Raw genomic sequence first — 23,827 nt, 5'->3', positions numbered from 1 at the left:
TCCGGTCGAGCAGTTGGTACTCCATTTGCTCGTCGGACAGGTTGTACAGCCGCTTTAGGACCAGAATCCGCACCATCGTCTCGGTTGGAAACGGCGGCCGGCCGCCCTGCGGGCTGACTGGTCGAGGCGCTACCCGATCGACCTCGGCCGCTAAGGCGGCAAAGTTGATGTGCTTCTCGATCTCAGCGAGCGGATCGCCCAGACGGTCGATCTTCTGCCGGTGGTGGTCGGCGGCGAACAGGTCGTTCTTGATGGCGTTGCGCTGTTTCATCGGACTCGGACCCAACGAAGTTCAGGACGGAGTAATTTTACCTGTCGGCGGGCACGTCGAGGTTTTTCGAGGTGCCCTTGCTTTCCCCTTCGCGCGCCAGCATCGCCCGCATTTGAAGCCATGGCCTTTGGCATTGAGGATGCAGGTATCTGCTCGGCACAATATTGCCATCCAGTGAGCGCTCAGGGATCAGCTCAATATCAGCCAGCTTGCCAGCGTCCTGCCAGCACCAAGAACATTGACTGCAACTAGCTGGCTTTTCATTCAAGCGGCGTCGCACCTTGGCAATATCGTTCGGCACCGTCAAGGAAACCAAGTGGTATTGCTTCCGGGTGTCTCGCCATAGAGCTACTTCATACCGCTGGGCCAAGATTTCCATAGTGGATTCTCGACGCAGGAAGCGCTCGATTTCAGACGGCGGCGGTGCCTCGGGTTTCATGCTGAAACAGATCAGCGTGACGAGACTCGACAGCTCACCACGCCATGCCAGAAAATGCAGGCTGACGGCCTGAACATGGGCCAGCACTTGAAGTTCTTTCGTGGCATCCATAATCAGCGGCCCGAGAACGTTCCATGATCGAGCAAACGATTGACGGCAGATTGCTTCGAAGTCTCACCTTCGAACATGAGGACGCCATCGACCAAACGTTTACAGCACCAGCCCTTTTCCGGCCCTGCGTAGAAAATATCATATCCATTTGGCATAGAATCCACCGGGGCCAAAAGGACAGGCAACTCGTGATATTCCAACTCGTACAGGTCGCAATAACCTTGACCGGCAGAAAGTACAAGCAACCGCGCATAGAAGCGGCCAGTCTCTGAGGCGACCGCAATTTCGTCGTAGGGTGTGAAGTCGCGGGATACAATACTCCAAAAATCACTTTGGCATAGCCGTTCTCGGGTGACGTCTTTGCCGACGATCACACGCCAATGATTCGAAACGGCCTCGCGCAGTTTCAGCTGGCTACGAACCAGAGCGGGCGCGGCTTTGATGGGTTTGGATTCAGCCGTTTCAGGTGTATCGATAATCTCGTGGGCCATGATTTTCTCCGGTATCGGGAAAGGTTCATGGCCCAACTATAAATAGCGTCTATTGACGGGTGTGGTCGTTGTGCGGACAACGTCTCTTTAAATAGCATCGGATTGCCTTGAGGCTCGGTGCATGCTCGTAGCGCATCGACACTTGCGCCCAGCAGTGCACTGCACCGGCTTGTTCGTGGGGCTTCAGCTTGGCGAATGTGGCGAAGTGATCGGCGATGATCTGCTCCACAATGGCGGCAATAGTGGCAGATCGCGCTAACCGGGCTTGATGGCACCGGTTCTGGTCATTCTGGCTGCGGCGCAGTTGGTCGGCGCGGACGGCGGCGATCCATTCCTGTGTCGCCTTGGGCAAACCGCTGATCGCTACATCGTGTTCGCCGGTACTGCTACCAGCTGTCAGATCGAGTTTCATCGCTCTCTCCTGTGGTGACACATGCCATTTCTCGGCGCAGAAACGGCCTGTGGCGCGTTCTAGTGCCTTCAAGCTGTACTGGCCTATCCAGCACCGCCACGACGGCGTGGCGGCCCGCTGCCATGGTCAGGCTCGATGACCAAGGGGCAGGAACCGTTGACGCTGGTGGCCCAGCGGATGACGGTTTCTTTCCATGCTTCGAACTCGCGCTGCTCGGCGATGCTCGACCACGGCGGGTGGCTGATCGCCAGCACTGCCAATCTATTATTGCCATTGGCGACGGTCAGAGAAGCCGTGCATCGGTGCTGGGCGATGTCGGTCGAAAAGGTCAAAAGGTCGTCGTTTTCCATACCAAAACCCCCCTTGTAGCCCTTGATGTTGCCCAGCATGTAACCCCAAGTCCTATCTCACCTGCGAAATCCAATCACAGCAAGGCTTTCAGGTTTCTATTTGCCGGGACTAATAGTCCTTGCATGGTCCTTTTCCCGTCCATTTAGGTCAATAGTTTTGCCGTATTTGACGGGGTGCTCGGGCCGGAATCACGGCGCGTCGGCGATCCGCTGTTCGGCAACGGAAGCCGTGGATTCTATTCGTGTGTCTCATCCCCCGGATTTATCAGCCGCATAGCTCAGTAGCCGTTCAATTACACCGGCCAGGGTTTCGCCTTTTTGCCGTTGATCGTGCAGCGCTTTATAAACACCCTCGGGCAATAAAACATGGATGGCTTTGAAACCCTGTTCACGCCGACGCTGCCGAAACGCCTCCACGGTTTTTGCAGATCGGTATCGCGGTTTCGGCAGAACAACCGGCACCCATGAACCGGACGCCAGCAGGCGTTCCGCGTCCGGGCCGGGCAACACCTCACGCGCTGTATTGCGTGGTGCTATCAGCAACGGTTTTTTCATCATCGTTCTCCTTTCAATCGCACCAGCCGGGCGGCTCAGCGAACCCAATTGCACCGGGGGGTCTATCCCGTTTCCCCCTCAGCTATCCGGGTTATCCGGTTTTAGGCTCTCCTAGAGAGAGCCAAAACCGGATGGGTCTTATCCCGGTGCTATCCGGTTTTCCGGATGGCTTGAAAGCCTTGCCAGTATTGGCTTTGCGGTGGTTTTAACAATCGGCCATCCGGCTTCTATCCGGTTTTTTCCAAAATATGAAACGTTCATTTTTAGCCGATTTCCGGATGGCCGGCCGGGCGGGCTTCGAACACGATATCGGCCCGCCCGGTGAGGGCGGCAGCGACCGCGATACCGTCAGGGGTTAGCTTGTTGAGCACCGGCTCAATCAGCTTGTAGTCTCGCAATGCCGTCAGATCGTCTTGCACCGTGCTGTTGCCGCTGCCGATTTCCTTCGCCAGCGCATTGGCTCCACTGGCCGGCTTATCGTGGATGGCAATCAGCAACAGCGGTAGACGGGTTTTCCGTTTTTCCGGTTTTTCCAGCTTGGGAAACCGGCGATAAACGTCGGCCACCCGCGCCGCTTTCTGGTCGGCGCTTTCCACAAGCACCACACTGGTAATCGGCCCTTCGCCTTCTTCGTTGGGCAGAGGTAGCTCGACCACTTTCGGGCTGAGATAGATGGGCGGTGGCAACAGGTCGTCCTTCATCTTCTGTGTCTCAAAATGAACCATCCGCAGCTTGTCGTCGAATGAAACGAAATAGCGTGCATCGGTGGCACCACGCAAAGAATAAGACCCGCGCTCCCTGCCTTGATTGGCATGCCCCGTGTGGTGCACGACCAAGACGCTGGCGTGACCGCGAAACTCATCGAGAGCACTGATAAACAAGTTCATGTCACGAGTGGAGTTTTCATCGCCATTGCCGAAGTTGCGCGCCAACGTATCGACAACAATCAACACAGGCGGCTCGGGCAGACCGTCGATCAATTCCTTCAACCATGCCACTTCATCGGCCTCGGACAAACCGAAAGGGCGCGATGTGATATACAGAGGCAGCGTTTCCCAATCACTGCCGCGTTCTTGGCATACCGCCATCAGGCGACGGTAAACACCCTGCTGTCCCTCACCGCAGACGAAAATGACCGGCCCGGAACGATTCACCTTGTGGCCGTGCCACGCTTTGCCGCTGGCCACGGAAAAAGCCAGATCGATGGCAACGAACGATTTGTAATGGCCGGATTGTCCAAACATCAGGGCCAGCGTGTCGGCTTCAAGGTAATTCTTGATCAGCCATTGGGTGGCCCTGACCGATTTCATCGCTTCGGCAATAGGAATCAAGCGCGTTCGGGGGTCGCGTTTTTTGGATGAAGCGGGCTCATTTCCACAGCCGTTTTGCGGCGGTGGATTCAGTTTTTTGAATTTATCGCAGAGTTCATTCAGTTGGGGGCCAGCCTTATTAAACGCCCGCTCGATTTCTGTCCGTGCGAATTTCACCGCATCATTATGCTTTTCGAAATAGGCCAGCAAGCCCGGCAGTTGCAGACAGGTGGCCAGTGCATCGGCCGCGCTGACGCCATTGCTCGCCAGCAGCAGCAAGAAACTACGCACGACGGGATGGCGCTTGCCTTGGCCTGCCGGGATTTCACCGGCAATCAACGCCCGATGTTTGTCGCTTAAAGGGAATTTATCCAGATCAACCAGAGAGCCGTCAGCCAGATCGACACCCGAAACCGGGGAGGCAGGTGTTTTGTCGGCCTTTTTCAGCAGGGCGTCGAGCCTATCCAGATCGGCACCTTTCAGATCAGCAAAAGGCAGAGCTTCAATGGTGTTGCCGGTCACGGTCAAAAACCGACCGCCCGAGCCGATATAAATTTCGTTATGACCGCAGCCGGGGTAATGGCCACGGCCATTATCTACCCGCTGAGCGGCCCATTCCTCCGGCACGGTGACGAAAGCGCGAACACCATTACCAGATGGGGATTTTTCGCAATATGTCTCGAACGGCAATTGGAACGTGTCCTCGACAACATCGAAATCAAGGCCGACCAAGCGCTTGCCATCAACGGTGATGCCACCGGTCAGCACAATGCCGACGCCGTTTAGACCGTGTTCTTTGGCGATAGCTAAGGCGTCCGGCAGGGTGCACCAATCGTTCGGGTCGTTGGTGCTTAAACCATGTCGGCCACTATGGGGAACCTTGTCTGCTTTGGCCTTGCCGGGCTTTTTAGTCAGCTTCCACGGCACCCAGCATTTAAGGCAAGCATACGGGGCAAAGGGGCCGTAACTGGCTTGCAGGTCGGCCAAATTGGGGCTATCGTTATTTTGTACCAGAGTAAGTTTTCCCTCTTGGCCGTCCTGCCCCGGACGGCCTTCATTTTGCAGTTCCATGGCAGACCCCCTTCAAATCGTGCCCGCAAGCCTTTTGGCGTTAGCCTTCCACGCTATTTGCTGCGATATAGCTGTCCAAATCGCTTTTCCGGTAAAACACCCGCGCCCCGATTTTGTAAAACCTGATGGCCCGCAGTTTTGTGCAGCGCCAAGAATTCAACGTGCTCGGCGAGATTCCCAGATACGCCGCCGCCTCAACGGTGGTAAAACGTTCGTTTGCGGCGTTTGCGACGGCGGGTTTCAGTTCGGTAGACATGGCGGCGCTCTCCTGAAAAGCCGGCAATTTGCCGGTGCTTGCGACAAGCCAAAGACTACTCGCCGCATGCGGGTGAAAACAGGGGGTAACTTTTTAGCACCCCGCGAGGGGCTGATGGAACGTGGCCGCGAGCCGCGTGAACAAGGGCTGGGTGGTGCGCACGCACTGGCCTCGCCGGGTGCAAAGCGCACTCGACGGACGACTTGCGCGCACGCCAGTTCGTGCACTTCGCCGAAAGTGACGATGGTGGTGCACTCCACGAAAAACGCCCACCGGGCGGGCGCGGGATGTTGCGGAACGCCAGCGTGATGTCGGGGTCGTCGGTGGGCGCGTGTAGCACGGAGCGAGCCGAAGCCCTTGCCACACATGAAAACGCCCGCTGGATGGCGGGCGCTTGGGGGCTGGGGTGGTGGCGGGTCAGGCTTTGGCGCTGGCGGCCTGCTGATCGAGGTAATCGGCGACGGCCTGCCAGCCTGCTCGAAGTTGCTGTTCCGACTTCCTTATATAATGCCGTGCTGTAATATCGCCTGCCTGCCGGTGGTTCATCATTTTTTTCAGCGTATAAGTGGACACCAGTGGCTCGGCAATCGAAGCGAACGTTGACCGCAACATTTTACGGCTGAAATACACCCCGCACTTTTCTCGTATTTCGGCTACAGCATAAAAATCGTAGGCTGCCTTGAACAGCCTTTCATCGGCGGATTTATTTGCCATTTGCCGCTCAACGATTCCCCATGCTTGGTTCGATAGATAGAGGACATGATCCGTTCTGGTTTTCGTATCGAGCAAAACAACGCACCGATGCGCGGCATCGATTTTTTCAACCTTGATTTCCAGCGGCTCGGATGGGCGGCAACCAGTCAAGGCCAAAAATTTCAGATAGCGCACCGTGGGTGTGTCTTCCATTTCGCTCAAGGCCAGCCACCACCGGCCGATATCTTCCGGCTCGATGGACTTATCCGCAGGCTGGGCCGGTGGCAGGCTGATGCGGTTACGGCGCGGCGTGTCCTTGCTGAAAGGCGACCCCGGCACGGCGACGCCATAGAAATTCAGCACCGCCCTTAGAACCTGCATGGCATAAGTCTGCTGGCGCTCGCCGTGGGCAGCGGCGGCGTCATAGACCCGGTGGATATCGTCGGCGGTGATCTGATCGATGCGGATTTCGGCGAGCTTCAGCAACATGCCGTCCTTGCACTTCCGCCCGGTGCGCTTGGTGACGCCGGGTTCGACCATCTTCAAGTAATCGTGCCGCGTGGACGGTTTCAGCGGCTTGCCGTCGGCACGGCGGGCTCGCTCGACATACTCGCGCACCGCGTCGCCCAGCGTCGGCACTGCCGCCGCCTTCGCCTTGGCTTGACGCTTGCCAGCGCTCAGGCTGACGCCAGTGGCCAGCGCGTTGACCACTTCACGCGCCTTGGCTCGCGCCTGCTCTACCGTCACTTCTGGAAACCGCCCAATGGACACCCGCTCAGGCGACCCACCGGCCACCCGCTTAAACACAGCAAAAGTCTTGACGTTGTTGGGCGTGACCCGCAATTGCAAACCGGGTTGCTTGGTGTCGTGAAAGGTAAACCTTTGACCGGCTGCCGGCACCGGCAGGTTGGTGAGTGCCGCTTTGGTGAAAACGATCCTAGTTTCCATGGCATCCTCCTCGGGGTTACGGCTGGGGTTACGTTGTAGCCGTAACCCTGACAATTTCAGTGTAACCCCGACAAAGATGGCTTTCTAGGAAACCCTTGCTGTATAAGGCTTTAACAGAGCAGAGCAACTCCATCTAATCCTGACAAAAATGAAAAAACCGGGATGCTCGATCCCGGTTTCGCGTTCTTGATGGCGATGTCGATCAGCCGCCGATTTTTTCCTTGCCGCCGAGATAGGGGCGCAGTACGGTCGGAACGGTCACGGAACCATCGGCGTTCTGGTAGTTTTCCAGTACTGCCACCAGTGTGCGGCCGACGGCGAGGCCGGAGCCGTTAAGGGTGTGTACCAGCTGGTTCTTGCCGTTCTCGTCCTTGAAACGGGCCTGCATGCGGCGCGCCTGGAAGGCTTCGCAGTTGGAGCAGCTGGAGATCTCGCGGTAGGTGTTTTGTGCCGGCAGCCAGACTTCCAGGTCGTAGGTCTTGGCGGCGCCGAAGCCCATGTCGCCGGTACACAGCGTGATCACGCGATAGGGCAGTTCCAACGCCTTGAGGATGGCTTCGGCGTGGCCGACCATTTCTTCCAGCGCGTCGTACGATTTCTCCGGGTGCACCACCTGCACCATTTCCACCTTGTCGAACTGGTGCTGGCGGATCATGCCGCGCGTGTCACGGCCGTAGGAACCGGCCTCGGAACGGAAGCAGGGCGAGTGTGCGGTCATCTTGACCGGCAGTTCGTCGAGCTTGAGGATGCTCTCGCGCACGGTGTTGGTCAGGGTGATTTCCGAGGTGGAAATCAGGTACTGGTCGACCGCGCCTTCCTCGCCGCCACGCGTCACCTTGAACATGTCCTCGGCGAACTTGGGCAGCTGGCCGGTGCCGAACAGCACGCTGTCGTTGACGATGTACGGGGTGTACATCTCGGTGTAGCCGTGCTGGTTGGTGTGGGTGTTGAGCATGAACTGCGCCAGGGCGCGGTGCAGCTGGGCGATCTCGCCGCGCAGCACGGTGAAGCGGGCACCGGAGAGTTTGGCGCCGGTTTCGAAGTCGAGCCCCAGCGGGCTGCCGACGTCGACGTGGTCCTTGGCTTCGAACTCGAACGAGCGCGGTACGCCGACGCGGCGCACTTCGACGTTGGCGCTTTCGTCCTTGCCCTGCGGCACCGATGCGTGCGGCAGGTTGGGGATGGTCATCAGCCAGTGCTCCAGCTTCTGCTGCACGGCTTCGAAGGCGGCTTCGGCGGCTTTCAGCTCGTCGCCCAGGGTGGCCACTTCGGCCATGATGGCGGAGACGTCTTCTCCTTTGCGCTTGGCTTCGCCGATCTGCTTGGAGGTGGCGTTGCGGCGGGCCTGCAGTTCCTGCATGCGGGTCTGCAGCGCTTTGCGCTCGTTCTCGAGTTGGCCGAAGGCGTCGGTGTCCAGCTGGTAGCCACGGGCGGCCAGGCGCTCGGCGACGGTTTCCGGCTGGCTACGAAGGAGTTGAATGTCTAGCATGGTGTTGGTCTATTTGATGTTGATGATCTGAAGCTGGCGGTCGGTGATGAGCCAGATCTTTTCAAAAGGACTATCCTGGAAGTCCTTGTTGCGTAAGTAATTTTCCCAGTCGCGGTGCATGACGCGCGTGTTGGCGTTGCGGATCAAGAGCCAGCAGGGCTTGACGGTGTAGGAGGCGAACTTGTCATTCTTGTCCTTGATGGCCCGGTCGAGCTGCTGGAAGATTTCTTTCATCAGTGCCGGCTGCTGCAGGGCGAGCAGCACGGCCGTCTTATCCTTGTGCCAACCGTTGATTATGGCAGCATCGTGGGTGCTGCCATAGATGTGCGTCACTTCCAGACCGATTTTTTGCGCAGGCTCGCCGTTCTGCCGGCGCAGAATGGAGAAGTCGGGAGATTCGCGGTGCGGGCCGAGCAGGTAATGGCCGGGGCGCGACAGGCGGTTGAGCACAGCGATCAGCCGCTTGGCGGCGAAGTGCTCCAACCTGACCTTGTGCCCGTCATGATCGTGATGGTGCTTTTGTTTCTTCATCCAGTTGCCTGAGAAACCGCAGTTTTTCCTGAATCTTGCCTTCCAGCCCGCGTTCCACCGGCTCGTACCAGCGACTGTCTTCGATCCCCTCCGGCAGGTAGGTTTCACCGGCGGCGTAGGCGTGCGGTTCGTCGTGGGCGTAGCGGTAGGCGTGCCCGTATCCCAGCTCCTTCATCAACCTGGTCGGCGCGTTGCGCAGGTGCACCGGCACCGGGCGCGAGATGTCCTGGCGGATGAAGGCGCGCGCCTCATTATACGCCTTGTAGCCGGCGTTGCTCTTGGGGGCCACGGCGAGGTAGATCGCGGCCTGGGCCAGCGCCAGTTCGCCTTCGGGGCTGCCGAGCCGTTCATAGGTGTCGGCGGCGTCGAGCGCGATGCGCGCGGCGCGCGGATCGGCCAGCCCGATGTCTTCCCACGCCATGCGCACCAGGCGGCGCGCCAGGTAGCGCGGGTCGGCGCCGCCGTCGAGCATGCGCGTCAGCCAGTACAGCGCTCCGTCCGGGCTGGAGCCGCGCACTGACTTGTGCAGCGCCGAGATCTGGTCGTAGAAGGCGTCACCACCCTTGTCGAAGCGGCGCGCGTTGACGGTGAGCACTTCGGCCAGGAAGTCGGCGTCGATGTGCTCGACGTGGCGTGCGCTGGCGGCGGTGCGGGTTTGCTCAAGCAGGTTGAGGAAGCGGCGGGCGTCACCGTCAGCGTAGCCGCTCAGCGTCGCCAGGGCGCTGTCGTCGAAAGTCAGGCCGGGCAGGGCACCGCTGGCGACGGCGCGCGCGAACAGCGCCTTGAAGTCGTCGTCGGCGAGGGCGTTGAGCACGTACACCTGGGCGCGCGACAGCAATGCCGAGTTGACCTCGAACGAGGGGTTCTCGGTGGTGGCGCCGATGAACGTCAGCAAGCCCGATTCGACATAGGGCAGGAAGGCGTCCTGCTGGCTCTTGTTGAAGCGGTGCACTTCGTCGACGAACAGGATGGTGTGGCGACCGTCACGCTGCAGCACCGCCTGCGCTCGGTCGACTGCCTCGCGGATGTCCTTGACGCCGGAGAACACCGCCGACAGCGGGATGAACTCGGCGTCGAAGCTGTGCGCCAGGATGCGTGCCAGCGTGGTCTTGCCGACGCCGGGCGGGCCCCACAGGATCATCGAGTGCGGGGTTTTCGATTCCACCGCCAGGCGCAGCGGCTTGCCCGGGCCGATCAGGTGCGGCTGGCCGATGACCTCGTCGAGCGAGGTGGGGCGCAGCGCTTCGGCCAACGGTTTTTTTGGTTCGCGGGCAAACAGGTCGGTCACGGTCTCAGTCCGAAATCACGTCCACGCCCTTGGGCGGGGTGAAGGTGAAGCGCGACGGCGCCAGCACCGGGTTCTTTTTCATGTCGGCGAAGCGGATCAGCGTGGTGTTGCCGAAGCTGTCGTGCAGTTCCATGGTGACCAGCGTGTTGGCGCGAAAGCCCATGCGGATCGACTGGAAGGTGTTCTCGCTCTTCTTCGGCGCGGCGCTGAGCCATTCGATGCCGTCCTGGGCGCCGGCTTCCTTCAGGTGGTAGTCGCGTTCGATGGCGTTGCTGCCGGCCAGCAGCGCGGCCGGGCTGGAGCCCAGCGCGGCGTCCAGCGACTTGCTGGTGACCTGGGCCAGTTCCTTGTCGTAAATCCACAGCCGCTTGCTGTCGCCGACGATGAGCTGTTCGTAGGGCTTGGCGTATTCCCAGCGGAACTTGCCGGGACGCGAGATTTCCAGCTGGCCGCTGGCCTCTTCGCGCTTGCCCTTGGCGCTGACCACTTGCGAGAAGCTGGCCGACAGGGTCTTGCTGCCGGCGACGAAGGCCTTCAACTGGGCGATGGCGGCGGCGTGGGCGGGCAGGGCGAACGCGGCGGCGAGGATGATCGGTAAGAGCTTCTTCATGGAATCCTTTTCTACGCCTCAGCCGTTTGGGGCTCAAGGAATAAATCGTCACGGACGTCCCCTGGCCGGTTCGCGCCGCACCGCCGTAGCCGTGGTGCGGCGAGCCTGGCCGGACCGGGAAGGGGATACGTCGCCGATTTATTCATCAGTGCTCAGCTGAAGCGGTTGGTGATCGGGTAGCGCCAGTCCTTGCCGAAACCGCGGTGGGTGACGCGCGGACCGACCGGGGCCTGGCGGCGCTTGTACTCGTTGATCTTGAGAAGACGAACCACGCGCCGCACGTCGGCCTCGGCAAAACCCTCGGCGATGATTTCGGCAGCGGACAGGTTCTCTTCCACGTAGCGCGCCATGATGGCGTCGAGCACATCGTAGGGCGGCAGACTATCTTGGTCTTTCTGGTCCGGACGCAGTTCCGCCGAGGGCGGCCGGGTAATGATTCTTAACGGAATGATCTCGCTCTGGGCGTTGCGCCAGTGGCAGAGCTGGTAGACCAGGGTCTTGGCGACGTCCTTCAGCACGGCGAAGCCGCCGGCCATGTCGCCGTACAGCGTGCAGTAGCCGGTGGTCATCTCGGACTTGTTGCCGGTGGTGAGCACCAGCTTGCCGGTCTTGTTGGAGAGCGCCATCAACAGCGTGCCACGGATACGCGCCTGCAGGTTCTCCTCGGTGGTGTCTTCGGCCAACCCTTCGAACGACGGCGCCAGCGCCGCCATGAAACTCTCGTACATCGGCCAGATGGCGATTTCCTCGTACTTCACGCCGAGTCGCTCGACCATGTCGCGCGAGTCGTCCACCGAAATGTCGGCGGTGTAGCGGCTCGGCATCATCACCGCGTGCACCTTGTCGGCGCCCAGCGCGTCGTAGGCGATGGCCAGCGTCAGCGCCGAATCGATGCCGCCGGAGAGGCCGAGCAGCACGCCGGGGAAGCCGTTCTTGCCGATGTAGTCGCGCACGCCGATCACCAGCGTCCGGTACACGCTCTCCAGCGGGCAGGGCAGCGTGGCCTTGCCGGCCGGCTGCAGGTCGCCGTCGGCCATCTGCACGATCAGCAGTTCATCGTCGTAGGCGGCGGCTTGCGCCACCACTTCGCCGGCCTTGTTGAGCGCGAACGAGGCGCCGTCGAAGACCAGTTCGTCCTGGCCGCCGGTGAGGTTGACGTAGGCGAACGGCAGGCCGGTCTCCTCGACGCGGTAGCGCACCGTCTCGTGGCGGGTTTCGATCTTGTTGCGGTGGAACGGCGAGGCGTTGAGCACCACCACCACGTCGGCGCCAGCATCGGCGGCTTCGGCGGCGGGATCCAGCGACCAGACATCCTCGCAGATCAACACGCCGACGTTGACGCCGTCCTGCGGGAAGACCAGCGGTGCGCCGCCGGGCGTAAAGTAGCGGCACTCGTCGAATACTTCGTTGTTGGGCAGCAGCATCTTGTGGTACTGACCGAGACGGTTGCCGTCACGCATCACCGTGGCGGCGTTGAAGCGCTCGTTGCCGAGCTTGACCGGGTGGCCTACCACCAGCGTGATGCCGTCCAGCTCCAAGAGTTCATCCAGCGCCTTGCTGCACTCGCGGTAGAAGTGGTCGCGCAGCAGCAGGTCTTCCGGGCTGTAGCCGGTGAGCGCCAGCTCCGGCGTGACCAGCACGTCGGCACCCTGGGCCATGGCCTGGCGGGCGAGGTCGAGAATCTTGCGGGTATTGCCGGCGATGTCGCCGACAACGGGATTGAACTGGGCGAGCGCGATACGCATCTTTGGTGGCTACGTCGGTTTATCAACAATAAGGCCGATTCTACCTGAAGCGCGGCACGATTTCCTGAAAGGAGCGGGAGTGACGATAGCGTCGCTGAATGGCCTGGCCGGGCTGCCGGCGGAGCAGTGGAACGCGCTGCGCGCCGACGACCAGCCCTTTCTCGCCCACGGCTGGCTCGCCGCGCTGGAGCAGAGCGGGGCGGTGAGCGCGGCCACCGGCTGGCAGCCGCATCATCTGGCGTGGCGCGAGGGCGAGGCGCTGAGGGCGGTCGCGCCGGCCTATCTCAAGACACACTCGTATGGCGAATACGTGTTCGACTGGGCCTGGGCCGAGGCCTACCAGCGCGCCGGGCTGGCCTACTACCCCAAGTTGCTGCTGGCGATACCGTTCACCCCGGTCGGCGGGCCGCGCTTCCTCGGCTTGCCGGCGGCCCGGGCCATGCTGATCGCCGAACTGCCGCGCCAAGTCCGCCAGCTCGGGTTATCGTCGGCGCATGTGTTGTACCCGGCTCAGGATGAAATGGCCATGCTGGCAGAAGCCGGCTGGCTGGAGCGGCACGGCGTGCAGTTCCACTGGCAAAACCACGGCTACCGCGACTTCAACGATTTTCTCGACGCACTCAGCCGCGACAAGCGCAAGAAGATCCGCCAGGAGCGGCGCCGCGTTGCCGAACAAGGGGTCGAGGTGATCGTCAAGGAAGGTCGGCAGATCACCGATGATGATTGGGCATTCTTTCATGCCTGCTACTGCCAGACCTATCGCGAGCACCGTTCCACTCCCTACCTCGATCTGGTGTTTTTCCGTCTGATCGGCGAACGCCTGGCCGACCACCTGGTGCTGTTTGTGGCGCAGCGGGCTGGCGAGCCGGTGGCCGCCAGCTTGTGCCTGAAGGATCGACACCAGCTGTACGGCCGTTACTGGGGCGCGCTGGAGGATGTTTCCTGCCTGCATTTCGAGCTGTGCTACTACCAGGGCATCGCGTACTGCATCCGCCACGGACTCTCGGTATTCGAGGGCGGGGCGCAAGGCGAACACAAGCTGGCCCGCGGTTTCGAGCCGGTGTTGACGCATTCGGCGCACTGGCTGGGGGATTCTCCTTTCCGATCAGCGATTTGGCGCTGGCTCAAGCAGGAGAGGCAGGCGGTGGCGGCATATCTTGGCGAACTAGAGCAGCATATTGCATATAAAAAAGCTTGCCAGTCGTAAAAATGGCTTATATACTGCGCAGCCTCTGACGACGAAACGCAAACGACGACGGCATCAGAGTAGTTCTGGAGAGGTGGATGAGTGGTTTAAGTCGCACGCCTGGAAAGCGTGTTTAGGGTAATACCCTAACGGGGGTTCGAATCCCCCCCTCTCCGCCAGAATTCAAAAAAGCCCGCTGAATGCGGGCTTTTTGCTTTTCCGGCGTGGCGCACACTCGGATGCCGCCGGGATACCCTGGCTGCGCGTGCCGGACAGGGGCGGGGTGGCTTGGGGGGCGCCAATTTTACCCCACGCGCCGCCACTGACAGTGCTATCTTCTTATCATCTCCTCATACAACTGAAAGGCATGTTGTGGCCCTTGAGTTTCAACCCGTCCACGCCGGCGCGCGTTTGTCCGAGCAAGTGGCTGAGGCACTGGCCGAGGGTATCCATTCGGGCGCCTTGCAGCCGGGCGACAAGCTGCCGTCCGAAGCCCAGCTGGTCGATCAATTCAAGGTGAGCCGCACCGTGATTCGCGAAGCGGTGTCCCAGTTGAAGTCGCTGGGTCTGGTCATTTCGCGCCAAGGCTATGGGGTGCTGGTGCAGGAGCCGGGGATTCGTCCGCTCTCGTTCGATGCGGCGCATACCGCCTCGATGGAGGCGGTGGTGCAGATGGCCGAGGTGCGGCGCGTGCTGGAAGCCGAGGCTGCCGGCCTGGCGGCGGCGCGTCGCAGCGAGCAGGATCTGGCGGCGATCCGCGCGGCTGTGGCCGCATTGGCCGAGGCGGCGCAAAGCGGTCGCGACGGGGTGGAGGAAGACGTGAACTTTCACCGCAGCATCGCCGCGGCCGCCGGCAACCCGTTCCTGATTTCGACGCTGGATTACCTGTCGCAGTACCTGCGCGGCGCCACCCAGGTGACGCGGGCCAATGAAGCGCGCCGCGAGGATTTCTTCAAGGAAGTGCAGGACGAGCACAACGCCATCGTCAGCGCCATCGAACAAGGCGATCCGGCGCGCGCGCGCAAGGCCGCCGCCTCCCATATGGATAATGCGATTCGCCGTATCCGCGCTGCCGACCCGGCGTTCTGGGACCAGGAAGGCGAGAAGCTGGCGCAAACGCTGCGCATGCGCTGACGTCCAGATAGATGCGGCGGGCCGCCTCACCCCGCCGCCGCATACCCCTTTCCGCAGACGGCCGAGACGGTCGTATCGACTGTGCTCAAGGCACGGCCCGGCAAATCGACCGCACCGACTTCGCCTCGGGCGCGCCGCTGCCGATCAAATCCCCTATCGCTATCCGCCATGGCGAACAGCGCCGCGGCATGGTCCGGCTTGCCGCTGCCGCCGTGCCGCAGCGGCACGGCTTCGGCCAACGTTGAGTCAGCTCGGGCCAGGCCCGGCATGCGGAAAAGAAAAATGGATGATTGGGAACGGGTCAGGCAGGCCGAACAGCAGCGGGGAAATCGCGGAGGTACTGCTCGACGATGCTGCGGAAATCGGTGTCGGCCTTGAGCCCCAGGCGTTCCCCGCGCGGCGACTCGAAGCGTGCCGGCCAGCTGCCGACGATACGGGCGATGGTGTCGTCCGGGACGAAGCGCACGAGGGAGCGCGCCTGGCTGCCGCCGACGCTTTCCAGTGCGTCGAGCATGTCCTGCACGCGCACCGTGAGGGCCGGCAGGTTGAGCGCGGTGCGGCCGCCGAAGGCCTCGCGGCTGGCTTCGAATACCGCGATCAGCCCGGCGATGGTGTTGGCCGGCGAGGCCAGCGCCACTTCGGTGTCGGGCGAGACCGGGCAGACCGCTTCCTGGCCGGCCAGGGGTTCGCGGATGATGCCGGAGAGGAAGCTGGAGGCGGCGCCGTTGGGGCGGCCCGGCCGCACCGAGACCGTCATCAGCCGCGCCACGCGGCCGTCGATGAAGCCCTTGCGGGTGTAGTCGGCCACCAGCTGCTCGCAGATGAACTTCTGCACGCCGTAGGACGACTGCGGCGTGGGCAGGGTGTCGTCGCGCACCACCGCCGGCAGCGGCAGCGCCGGGTCGCTGCCGAACACCGCCACCGAGCTGGAGAACACCAGACGCGGGGCGTTGCCAGCGGCGCGCAAAGCGTCGAGCAGGGCACGCGTGCTGTCGAGGTTGGAGCGCAGGCCGAGCTCGAAGTCGGCCTCGCATTCGGACGACACCGCCGAGGCGAGGTGGAACACGCCGTCGAAACGCTCGCCGTTGAGCTGTTCGGCCAACTCGAGCACGGTGCCGACGCGCACCTGCACGCGCGGGTCGGCGCGCAGGTCGTCGGGTGCGGCCACCAGGTCGGCCAGCACCAGCCGTTCGATGGCGCGTCCGGCCAATTCGCCACGGGCGAGCAGGGTGCGCGCCAGCCGTGCGCCGATGAAACCGGCGCCGCCGGTAATCAAGAGCTTCATCGTTGGGCCTCCTTGTACGGCTGGAACCAGGCGAGTCCGGCCGAGGTGCCGTTGCGCGGGCGGTATTCGCAGCCGATGTAGCCGTCGTAACCCAGCTCGTCGAGTAGCGCGAACAGGTAGGGGTAGTTCAGCTCTCCGCTGTCCGGCTCGTGGCGCTCCGGCACGCCGGCGATCTGCACGTGGCCGACGCCGGCTAGGTGGCGGCGCAGGCGCATGGCGATGTCGCCCTCCATGATCTGGCAGTGGTACCAGTCCATCTGCACTTTCAGGTTGGGCTCGCCTACCTCGGCCACGATGTCGTGCGCCTGCTGCTGGTGGCTGAGGAAGTAGCCCGGCATGTCGCGCTGGTTGATCGGCTCGATCAACAGTGTGATGCCGTGCTCCGCGCAGCGACGGGCGGCGTGGCGCAGGTTGGCGACGAAGGTGGCGCGCAGGGCGGTGAGGTTGGCGCCTTGTGGCACCAGTCCGGCCATGGCGTGCAGGCGGCGGCAGCCGGTGGCGTGTGCATATTCCAGCGCACGCTCCACCGAGGCGGCGAATTCCTCCTCGCGTCCCGGCAGGGCGGCGATGCCGCGCTCGCCTGCGGCCCAGTCGCCCGGCGGCAGGTTGAACAGCGCCTGGGTCAGGCCGTGGGTGGCGAGGCGGGCGGCGATGTCGGCCGCCGGGTAGTCGTAGGGAAGCAGGTACTCCACGGCGCGGAACCCGTCTCGGGCGGCCGCGGCGAAGCGGTCGAGGAAGTCGTGTTCCGTGTACATCATGGTCAGGTTGGCAGCAAATTGCGGCATGGTGATCTCTTTGCTTCAGCTAATGAATGGTCAAGCAATGGGTAACCTGGATGGCGACAGCGGTGAAGAGACCACAGACCAGGCGTCCGGAACGCAGCGTCGAATCGGGTCTCTGTCGCCGTGTTGACAACAGGTTTAGCGGTTAACCAGCTTGGCCGGCGTGCGCAATACCGCGATGGCGCCCACCACCAGGCTGCCGGCGAGCACGTACATGCCGGCGGCGGTGCTGCCCGTCATGTCCTTGAGTGTACCGATCAGGTAGGGGCTGACGAAACCGGCGAGGTTGCCGACCGAGTTGATCACCGCGATGCCGGCGGCGGCGGCCGTGCCGCCGAGGAAGGCCGTCGGCAGGGACCAGAACAGCGGGGCGCAGGTCAGCACCCCGGCCGCTGCCAGCGACAGGAACACCAGGGAGACGGCGGTGTTCTGGGTAAACGATGCCGCGACGACGAAACCGACGGTGCCCATCATGGCGGGGATCACCAGGTGCCAGCGGCGCTCGCGGCGGGCATCCGCGCTGCGGCCGAAGCCGTTCATGGCAATGATCGCGGAGAGGAAGGGGATGGCGCTCAGCACGCCGATGGACAGGTTGCTGGTGACCCCGGTCGATTTGATGAAGGTGGGCATCCAGAAGGTCAGTCCGTATTGACCCATCACGAAGCAGAAGTAGATCAGGCTCATGAACCACACCCGGGCGTCTTTGAACGCGCTCAGGGCGTGGGCGCTGTGGTCCTTGTGCTTGGTGTCTTCGGCGATGGCCTGGGCCACCACGCTCTTCTCTTCCTCGCTCAGCCACTTGGCCTTGGCCACGGAGTCGTCGAGGTAGTACAGCACCACCAGGCCGACCAGTACCGCCGGCACCGCTTCGATCACGAACATCCACTGCCAGCCGGCCCAGCCTCCCACGCCGCCGAAGGCATCCATGATGAAGCCGGAGAGCGGGTTGCCGAAAATGCCGGAGACCGGGATCGCCGACATGAACATCGCCACGATCTTGGCGCGCCGGTGCGACGGGTACCAGTAGGTGAGGTAGAGGATGATGCCGGGGTAGAAGCCGGCTTCGGCCAACCCCAGCAAAAAGCGCATCACGTAAAACGCGGTGGGCGTGTTGACGAAGGCGAAACCGGCCGAGACCAGGCCCCAGGTGATCATGATGCGGGCGATCCAGACCTTGGCGCCGAAGCGGCTCAGGGCGAGGTTGCTCGGCACTTCGAACAGGAAGTAGCCGAGGAAGAAGATGCCGGCGCCGAGGCCGAACATGGTTTCGCTGAAGCCGAGCTGTTGCGACATCTGCAGCTTGGCGAAGCCGACGTTAACGCGGTCGAGATAGGACACCACGTAACAGAGAATGATCAGTGGCACGATGCGCCACGATACCTTGCTGAATACACTGTCTTCACGACTCATGATGGCCGTGCCGGTTTGCTGCTGGGCAATACTGCTCATGGTAATGTCTCCTCTACTGTAGTTAATGCGCGCCACCGTGTTGTTTTTATTGGCGGCGCACTGTCATTACCTGGAACGGGCCAGGGTGCAGCGTGACTGGTCTCCCAGCCGTCTTACCAGCGCGCCGCGAAGGTGCGCCGTAATTCTTCGATCTGTTGTTCGCTCAGGAGCGCCGGACGGGGCTGAACGGTCAGCCACAGCCGGGCGGTTTCTTCCAGTTCCTCCAGGGTGGCCATGGCGTTGGCCGGGCTGTCGTGCCAGACGTTGGGGCCGAGCCGCTCCAGCATCACCGCCCGGATCGGCACGCCGCGCCGTCGCGCCGCGGCGATGGTTTCCGCCACCCGTTCCGCCGCCTCGGGGTCGCCGGGGCGGTGGTAGGGAATCAGCGGCACGTGGCCCACCTTCATCACGAAGTAGGGCGTGATCGGCGGCACGATGTCGTCCTCGCTCCACACGCCTTGCAACGTCAGCGCCACCAGGTGGGTGGAGTGGGTGTGGATCACGCAGCGCGCCTCGGGCTCGGCCTGGTATATGCGCCGGTGCAGCGCCAGCGTCTTGCTGGCACGGTCGCCGCTTTGCTGCTCGCCGGCGGCATCCACCCAGGCGATGCGTTCGGGCTCGAGAAAGCCCAGGCAGGCGTCGGTGGGGGTGATCAGGAAGCCGCCGCCTTGTTCATCGTCCAGCCGCACGCTGATGTTGCCGGCGCTGGCGTGGACGTAGCCGCGCTCGAACAGCGAGCGCCCGACGCGGCACATCTCCTGGCGCAGAAAGTCTTGATCGGGCGTCATGTCACTGCACCTGCTGCAAGGCTTTGTCGAAGAAGTCGACGCAGCCGAAGTTGCCGGACTTGAGCGCCAGCAGCAGCGGCCGGCCCTCCACCTGGGTCCACGGCACGCCGGGGTCGATGGCGGCGCCGATGCGCAGCTGGCTGACGCTGAGCGCCTGCACCACCGCGCCGGAGGTCTCGCCGCCCGCCACCACCAGGCGGCGCACGCCGTTTTCGGCCAAGCCGTGCGCGATCTGCGCCAGGCACTGCTCCACCAGCTGGCCGGCACGCTCGACGCCGAGCTCGGCCTGCACCGCGCGCACGTCGTCCGGGTTCGAGGTGGCGTAGACCAGCGCTGGTTCGGCTTGCGCCAGCACCCAGGCGATCGCCTCGGCGGCGAGCGGCCGGCCGGCGGCGAGTTCGCGCGGATCGAGGCGCAGCGCGGGGCGGCCGGCGTCGATCCAGTGTTGCACCTGGCCGTTGGTGGCCTGCGAGCAGGAGCCGGACAGCACCGCGGCAGCACCGCCGACGGCGGGCAGGTCGGCGGCGTGCGCATCCGGTGTCACCCAACCCCGCGAGGCGTAGACCTCGGGCAGACCGAGTGCCACGCCGGAGCCGGCGGTGAGCAGTGGCAGCTCGGCGCAGGCGGCGGCGATGGTGCGCAGGTCGTCGTTGGAAATCGCATCGACCACCGCGCACTGCACTCCCGCGCCACGCAGTTCGGTAAAGCGTGCCTGCAGCGCGGCCGTGCCCTGCGCCACGGTGTCGTAGCGCGCCAGGCCGACGCGGCCGGAGACTTGCGCCTGCAGCACGTTGACCAGGTTGGCGTCGGTCATCGGGGTGAGCGGGTGGTGGCGCATGCCGGAGTCGGACAGCAGCTGGTCGCCGACGAACAGGTGGCCGCGGAACACGGTGCGGCCGTTCTCCGGGAAGGCCGGGCAGGCGATGGTGAAGTCGCTGCCGAGCGCCTGCAGCAACGCCTCGGTCACCGGGCCGATATTGCCCTCGACGGTGGAGTCGAAGGTGGAGCAGTACTTGAAGTAGAACTGGCGCGCGCCGCCGGCACGCAACCACTCGAGTGCCGCGAGCGAATCGCGTACCGCCTCCTGTGCCGGGTTGGTGCGCGACTTGAGCGCCACCACCACGGCGTCGGCCTCGGGTGCCGGGCCGTCCGGCACGCCGATCACCTGCACTGTTTTCAGACCCGCGCGCACCAGCATGCTGGCGACGTCGGTGGCGCCGGTGAAGTCGTCCGCAATCACGCCGAGAATCATGCGGCCTCCTTGCCTTGCGGCAGCTGGATGCCGGTGAGCGCGGCGTAGAGCTTGATCACGGCGCTGTCATCCTCCTGGCCGTGGCCGGCGGCGGCGGTGCCGAGGTAGAGCTGGTGCGCGGCGGAGGCGAGCGGCAGCGGGAAGGCGAGCTGGCGCGCCGCATCCAGCACGATGCCCAGATCCTTGATGAAGATGTTGACCGCCGACAGCGGGGTGTAGTCGCCGGCGAGGATGTGCGGCACGCGGTTCTGGAACATCCAGCTCATGCCGGCCGAATTGCAGATCACCTCGTACAGCTCGTCGGGATGGGCGCCGGCGCGGATGCCGAGCGCCATCGCCTCGCAGGCGGCGGCGATGTGCACGCCGGCCAGGTGCTGGTTGACCATCTTTACGGTGGAGCCGACACCGGCCTTGTCGCCCAGGCGGTAGATCTTGCCGGCGTAGGCCTCGAGCAGCCCGCCGGCGGCGGCGAACGCTTCCGGCTTGCCGGAGGCCATCACCGTCATCTCGCCGGCCGCGGCCTTGGCCGCGCCGCCGGACACCGGGCCATCGATCAGGAACACGCCGCGCTCGGCCAGGCGCGCTTCCCACTGCGGCGGCAAGGTGGGGTCGACGGTGGCGGCGGTCACCACCACCGAGCCCGGCTTGAGATGGGCCGCGATGCCGCCGTCGCCGAACAGCACGCTCTCGGTCTGCGCGGCGTTGACCACCAGCACCAGCACCACGTCGCTGTGCCGCGCCAGCTCGGCCAGGCTGCCGGCCACCTTGCCGCCCTCGGCGGCAAAGCGCTCGCACACCTGCGGATTGAGGTCGAAGCCCCAGGTGCCGACGTCGCGGCGCAAGGCACTTTGCGCGGCACCGAACCCCATCGAGCCGAGGCCGATGACTCCAAACGTTTTACTCATCTTCTGTCTCCGTCTGTCTCGAGTGGGGCGGAGGTCGGCCCGCACTCGATTTTCTGAACTGTGGGGTGATGCGGTGCCCCGGCGCTGCCGTCGAGAGCGGTCAGCCACGCGGGGTTTTACGTCTTGTGATCGTGTTATCAGGTTATCATACAAGTTTGAGGGGAAAGCAAGAAAAGTTTCGGGCGGTGGCGCGGCTGTTGCATAAATACCGGAGGGGTGGGGTGCGGCGGCTGGCGGGGTGCGGCGCACTTGCCATCAGAGAACGTGTGCGGCGGCGCGCGATGCCGGGGACGGCACGATTTCTGCGTCCGGGTATCGGCCAGGGCTGAGCCGGGCTTGCCTGGCGTGGCCCACGCCATGATGCCGCGCCGGGGAGCCTGTTGGTTTCTGGCGTGTCCGGGGCCGCCGCCTCCCGAGGCGCCAAAGCCCGCGTACAGCGGGCCTTGGCGCGTTGTTACCTTGGACCCTGTTCCAGGTTTTTTCGCCGCTGCGGCCGGGTACGGCTGGATGCCGCGCTGGAACAGGCTCTTAGAGCCTGTTTACGAGCTCGCGAGCTAGCGCGAGACAAGGCATAAACGGCTGAGAAAGCGGCGTTTACACGTAGTAAATGAGCATTCCGAAGTCGTTTTTAACGCCGTATCGCCGACGCGCAGCAGATCGTAAACCGGTTCTTACGGCGGGATGTGTCAGCGCAGCCGGGTCAGGTCGTGGCGGCGTTCGGTGGATTCCGGCGCCAGCGACAGGCCGTGCAGCTTGGCGAGCAGCCTGGCCAGGTTGGCGCCCAGTTCTTCCACTGCGTGTTGTTGCTTGGGATTGGCCATGGCGCCGTCGGCGCCGAACGCCTCGTGCGCGACCCCGACCGCCAGTTGCTCCGGCATCACGATCACCCCGATGTTGCCCAGGATGGCGCGCACGTGCACCAGGCCGCGCAGGCCGCCGAAGCCGCCCGGCGAGGCGGCGAGCAGCGCCGCCACCTTGCCGGTGTAGGGGGCGAGGCCGGGGCTGCCGTCGACCTGGCGCGAGGTCCAGTCGATGGCGTTCTTCAGCAGCGGGGAAATCGAGCCGTTGTATTCCGGCGAGGCGAGCAGCAGGCCCTGGTGGCTCAGCATCAGTTCGCGCAGCCGCAGGGCGTTGTCCGGTATGCCGTTCTCGCTCTCCTCGTCGCCATCGTAGAGCGGCATGGGAAAGTCGCGCAGGTCGATCAGGGTGACGTCGGCGCCGGCGGCGCGGGCGCCGTGGGCGGCGATGTGCACCAGCTTCTTGTTCCAGGAATCTTTGCGGGCGCTGCCGGCAAACGCCAGGATTTTGGGTGCATCGTTCACGCTGTTCTCCTCGGGGTGGGTCTTCACGGCGATGTGCCGGAAACGACCGTTCCAGTGTAGGCAAGGAAGCCTGCCGGGGCCCGGCCATTTTCGCCGCGGCCCGCGGCCTGGCCGGAAAAGGCGGCGCCGCGCGCCGCTCAGAGCATGCCCTGGTAGCGCTTGCGGTCGGTGATCGGTGAGATCTCGAACTGCGCCTTGTACTTGGTGGCGAAGTGGGTGGTGGAGACGAAGCCGGTGTTGGCGCACACCTCCTCGAGCGGCTTGGCGGTGCGGTAGAGCAGCTGGCGCGCGCGCAGCAGGCGGATTTCCATGTAGGCCTGGGCCGGGGTCTTGTTGAGCCGTTCGTGGAACCAGCGTTCCAGCTGGCGCACCGAGACCGTGAGGTAGGCGGCGATCTCGGCGATCGACAGCGTCTCTTCGATATTGCTCTCCATCAGTTGCAGCGCCTCTTCCAGCTTGGGCAGCTCCGTGCCCTGGTATTGCCGCAGCGAGGCGCGCTGGCGCTGTTCGTGGCTGCGCTTTTCCGCCACCAGGAGTTCCAGCACGCGCGCGCCGAGGTTGCGGGTGCCGGGCGGCTGGCTGATTAGCTGCACCATCATGTCGAGCGGGGCGACGCCGCCGCTGCAGGTGTAGCGCTTGTTGTCCACCTCGTAGAGGCGGTTGGAGACGATCAGCTTGGGGAAGCGTTCCACCAGCAGGTCCTGGTCTTCCCAGTGGATGGTGCAGCGGTAGCCGTCGAGCAGGCCGGCGCGCGCCAGGTAGTAGCTGCCGGTATCGATGCCGCCGAGCGCCGCGCCCTTGCCGTCCTGGTAGCGCAGCCAGCGCGTGATGCCGAGGTTGCGCGGCTGCGGGATGGGGTTGGGGCCGACCACGAACACGGTGTCGAATACCTCGTTGTCGGCGATGGTGCCTTCGGTGAACACCCGGATGCCGTCGCTGGAGGTGACCGAGTCGCCGTCCACCGAGAGCAGCTTGAAGGTGTAGACCTTGCGGCCCACCACCATGTTGGCGATGCGCAGCGGGTCCACCGCGGTGCTGAGCGCGATCAGGGAAAAGTCCTTGATCAGCAGGAAGCCGAAGGTGCTGACCCGCAGGTCGTGGATGCCGTCCGGCATCGGGGTGGCGGCGTGGTTCATGACGTTATCGAGGCGGTG

General features: G+C 63.5%; 24 protein-coding genes and 1 tRNA gene. 3 read left to right on the top strand and 22 right to left on the bottom strand.

The window, feature by feature from the left end; translation table 11 throughout:
- The 14 genes from FURADRAFT_RS17780 to FURADRAFT_RS17720 form a co-directional block, all read right to left on the bottom strand.
- Positions 1-271 (bottom strand): IS5 family transposase (locus tag FURADRAFT_RS17780; protein ID WP_008955563.1); only part of this gene is annotated, 271 nt, incomplete at its 3' end.
- Between the two features lie 37 nt (positions 272-308).
- Positions 309-821, bottom strand: a complete 513-nt coding sequence (locus tag FURADRAFT_RS17775; protein WP_040653178.1) for a hypothetical protein — start codon at positions 819-821, stop codon at positions 309-311.
- A 2-nt stretch (positions 822-823) separates the two neighbouring features.
- Positions 824-1,312, bottom strand: coding sequence for a hypothetical protein (locus FURADRAFT_RS17770; protein WP_008955562.1), 489 nt, complete (start codon positions 1,310-1,312; stop codon positions 824-826).
- Between the two features lie 49 nt (positions 1,313-1,361).
- Positions 1,362-1,724: a hypothetical protein gene (locus FURADRAFT_RS17765; protein WP_008955561.1), complete on the bottom strand. Its 363-nt coding sequence runs from the start codon at positions 1,722-1,724 to the stop codon at positions 1,362-1,364.
- An 83-nt stretch (positions 1,725-1,807) separates the two neighbouring features.
- A complete protein-coding gene (locus FURADRAFT_RS17760; protein WP_008955560.1) occupies positions 1,808-2,113 on the bottom strand; it encodes a hypothetical protein in 306 nt (101 codons plus the stop codon).
- Positions 2,114-2,323: 210 nt separating this feature from the next.
- A complete protein-coding gene (locus FURADRAFT_RS20295; protein ID WP_150105102.1) occupies positions 2,324-2,632 on the bottom strand; it encodes a hypothetical protein in 309 nt (102 codons plus the stop codon).
- 260 nt (positions 2,633-2,892) lie between these two features.
- Complete coding sequence (locus FURADRAFT_RS17755) at positions 2,893-5,010, bottom strand: AAA family ATPase (RefSeq protein ID WP_008955558.1); 2,118 nt, start codon at positions 5,008-5,010, stop codon at positions 2,893-2,895.
- Between the two features lie 40 nt (positions 5,011-5,050).
- On the bottom strand, positions 5,051-5,266 hold the full coding sequence (locus FURADRAFT_RS17750; RefSeq protein ID WP_008955557.1) for a helix-turn-helix domain-containing protein: 216 nt from the start codon (positions 5,264-5,266) through the stop codon (positions 5,051-5,053).
- 417 nt (positions 5,267-5,683) lie between these two features.
- The gene (locus FURADRAFT_RS17745) at positions 5,684-6,907 is read right to left on the bottom strand and encodes a tyrosine-type recombinase/integrase (RefSeq protein WP_008955556.1); all 1,224 of its coding nucleotides are present in this window, start codon (positions 6,905-6,907) and stop codon (positions 5,684-5,686) included.
- A gap of 202 nt (positions 6,908-7,109) precedes the next feature.
- Positions 7,110-8,396: a serine--tRNA ligase gene (gene serS / locus FURADRAFT_RS17740; protein ID WP_008955555.1), complete on the bottom strand. Its 1,287-nt coding sequence runs from the start codon at positions 8,394-8,396 to the stop codon at positions 7,110-7,112.
- A 9-nt stretch (positions 8,397-8,405) separates the two neighbouring features.
- The gene (locus tag FURADRAFT_RS17735; protein WP_232503541.1) at positions 8,406-8,879 is read right to left on the bottom strand and encodes a hypothetical protein; all 474 of its coding nucleotides are present in this window, start codon (positions 8,877-8,879) and stop codon (positions 8,406-8,408) included.
- A gap of 16 nt (positions 8,880-8,895) precedes the next feature.
- A complete protein-coding gene (locus FURADRAFT_RS17730) occupies positions 8,896-10,215 on the bottom strand; it encodes a replication-associated recombination protein A (RefSeq protein WP_008955553.1) in 1,320 nt (439 codons plus the stop codon).
- 4 nt (positions 10,216-10,219) lie between these two features.
- Positions 10,220-10,825: an outer membrane lipoprotein chaperone LolA gene (gene lolA / locus FURADRAFT_RS17725; RefSeq protein WP_008955552.1), complete on the bottom strand. Its 606-nt coding sequence runs from the start codon at positions 10,823-10,825 to the stop codon at positions 10,220-10,222.
- 152 nt (positions 10,826-10,977) lie between these two features.
- Positions 10,978-12,570, bottom strand: coding sequence for an NAD+ synthase (locus FURADRAFT_RS17720; protein WP_008955551.1), 1,593 nt, complete (start codon positions 12,568-12,570; stop codon positions 10,978-10,980).
- 79 nt (positions 12,571-12,649) lie between these two features.
- Between FURADRAFT_RS17720 and FURADRAFT_RS17715 the strand changes: the two genes are divergently transcribed.
- The 3 genes from FURADRAFT_RS17715 (at position 12,650) to FURADRAFT_RS17705 (ending at position 14,890) form a co-directional block, all read left to right on the top strand.
- A complete protein-coding gene (locus FURADRAFT_RS17715) occupies positions 12,650-13,777 on the top strand; it encodes a GNAT family N-acetyltransferase (RefSeq protein ID WP_008955550.1) in 1,128 nt (375 codons plus the stop codon).
- A 67-nt stretch (positions 13,778-13,844) separates the two neighbouring features.
- Positions 13,845-13,935: transfer RNA gene (locus tag FURADRAFT_RS17710), tRNA-Ser, on the top strand.
- A gap of 232 nt (positions 13,936-14,167) precedes the next feature.
- Positions 14,168-14,890 carry a FadR/GntR family transcriptional regulator gene (locus FURADRAFT_RS17705; RefSeq protein ID WP_201441968.1) on the top strand — a complete coding sequence of 241 codons (723 nt, stop codon included), beginning with the start codon at positions 14,168-14,170 and terminating at the stop codon, positions 14,888-14,890.
- Between the two features lie 301 nt (positions 14,891-15,191).
- Here FURADRAFT_RS17705 and denD read toward each other — a convergent pair whose 3' ends face one another.
- The 8 genes from denD to FURADRAFT_RS17660 all read right to left on the bottom strand — a co-directional run bounded on the left by denD (position 15,192) and on the right by FURADRAFT_RS17660 (position 23,809).
- The gene (gene denD, locus FURADRAFT_RS17695) at positions 15,192-16,175 is read right to left on the bottom strand and encodes a D-erythronate dehydrogenase (RefSeq protein WP_008955548.1); all 984 of its coding nucleotides are present in this window, start codon (positions 16,173-16,175) and stop codon (positions 15,192-15,194) included.
- Complete coding sequence (gene otnI, locus FURADRAFT_RS17690; RefSeq protein WP_008955547.1) at positions 16,172-16,960, bottom strand: 2-oxo-tetronate isomerase; 789 nt, start codon at positions 16,958-16,960, stop codon at positions 16,172-16,174. The genes denD and otnI overlap by 4 nt, the downstream gene beginning before the upstream one ends.
- 135 nt (positions 16,961-17,095) lie before the next feature.
- The gene (locus FURADRAFT_RS17685; protein ID WP_008955546.1) at positions 17,096-18,406 is read right to left on the bottom strand and encodes an MFS transporter; all 1,311 of its coding nucleotides are present in this window, start codon (positions 18,404-18,406) and stop codon (positions 17,096-17,098) included.
- Positions 18,407-18,519: 113 nt separating this feature from the next.
- Positions 18,520-19,194, bottom strand: coding sequence for a class II aldolase/adducin family protein (locus tag FURADRAFT_RS17680; RefSeq protein ID WP_008955545.1), 675 nt, complete (start codon positions 19,192-19,194; stop codon positions 18,520-18,522).
- Position 19,195: 1 nt separating this feature from the next.
- Entirely contained in the window at positions 19,196-20,446 is a 1,251-nt protein-coding gene (otnK, locus tag FURADRAFT_RS17675) for a 3-oxo-tetronate kinase (RefSeq protein ID WP_008955544.1), read from the bottom strand.
- Entirely contained in the window at positions 20,443-21,396 is a 954-nt protein-coding gene (gene ltnD, locus FURADRAFT_RS17670) for an L-threonate dehydrogenase (protein WP_268869739.1), read from the bottom strand. Before ltnD ends, otnK begins: the two co-directional genes overlap by 4 nt.
- Positions 21,397-22,037: 641 nt before the next feature.
- Complete coding sequence (locus FURADRAFT_RS17665; RefSeq protein ID WP_008955542.1) at positions 22,038-22,673, bottom strand: NADPH-dependent FMN reductase; 636 nt, start codon at positions 22,671-22,673, stop codon at positions 22,038-22,040.
- 137 nt (positions 22,674-22,810) lie between these two features.
- Positions 22,811-23,809, bottom strand: coding sequence for a GlxA family transcriptional regulator (locus FURADRAFT_RS17660; protein WP_008955541.1), 999 nt, complete (start codon positions 23,807-23,809; stop codon positions 22,811-22,813).
- Between the last annotated feature and the right edge of the window lie 18 nt (positions 23,810-23,827).

Source organism: Pseudogulbenkiania ferrooxidans 2002 (assembly GCF_000174355.1).
Taxonomy (GTDB): Bacteria; Pseudomonadota; Gammaproteobacteria; order Burkholderiales; family Chromobacteriaceae; genus Pseudogulbenkiania; species Pseudogulbenkiania ferrooxidans.
Note: the sequence above shows the minus strand (reverse complement) of the source record. Positions and strands in the feature narration are given on the sequence as shown.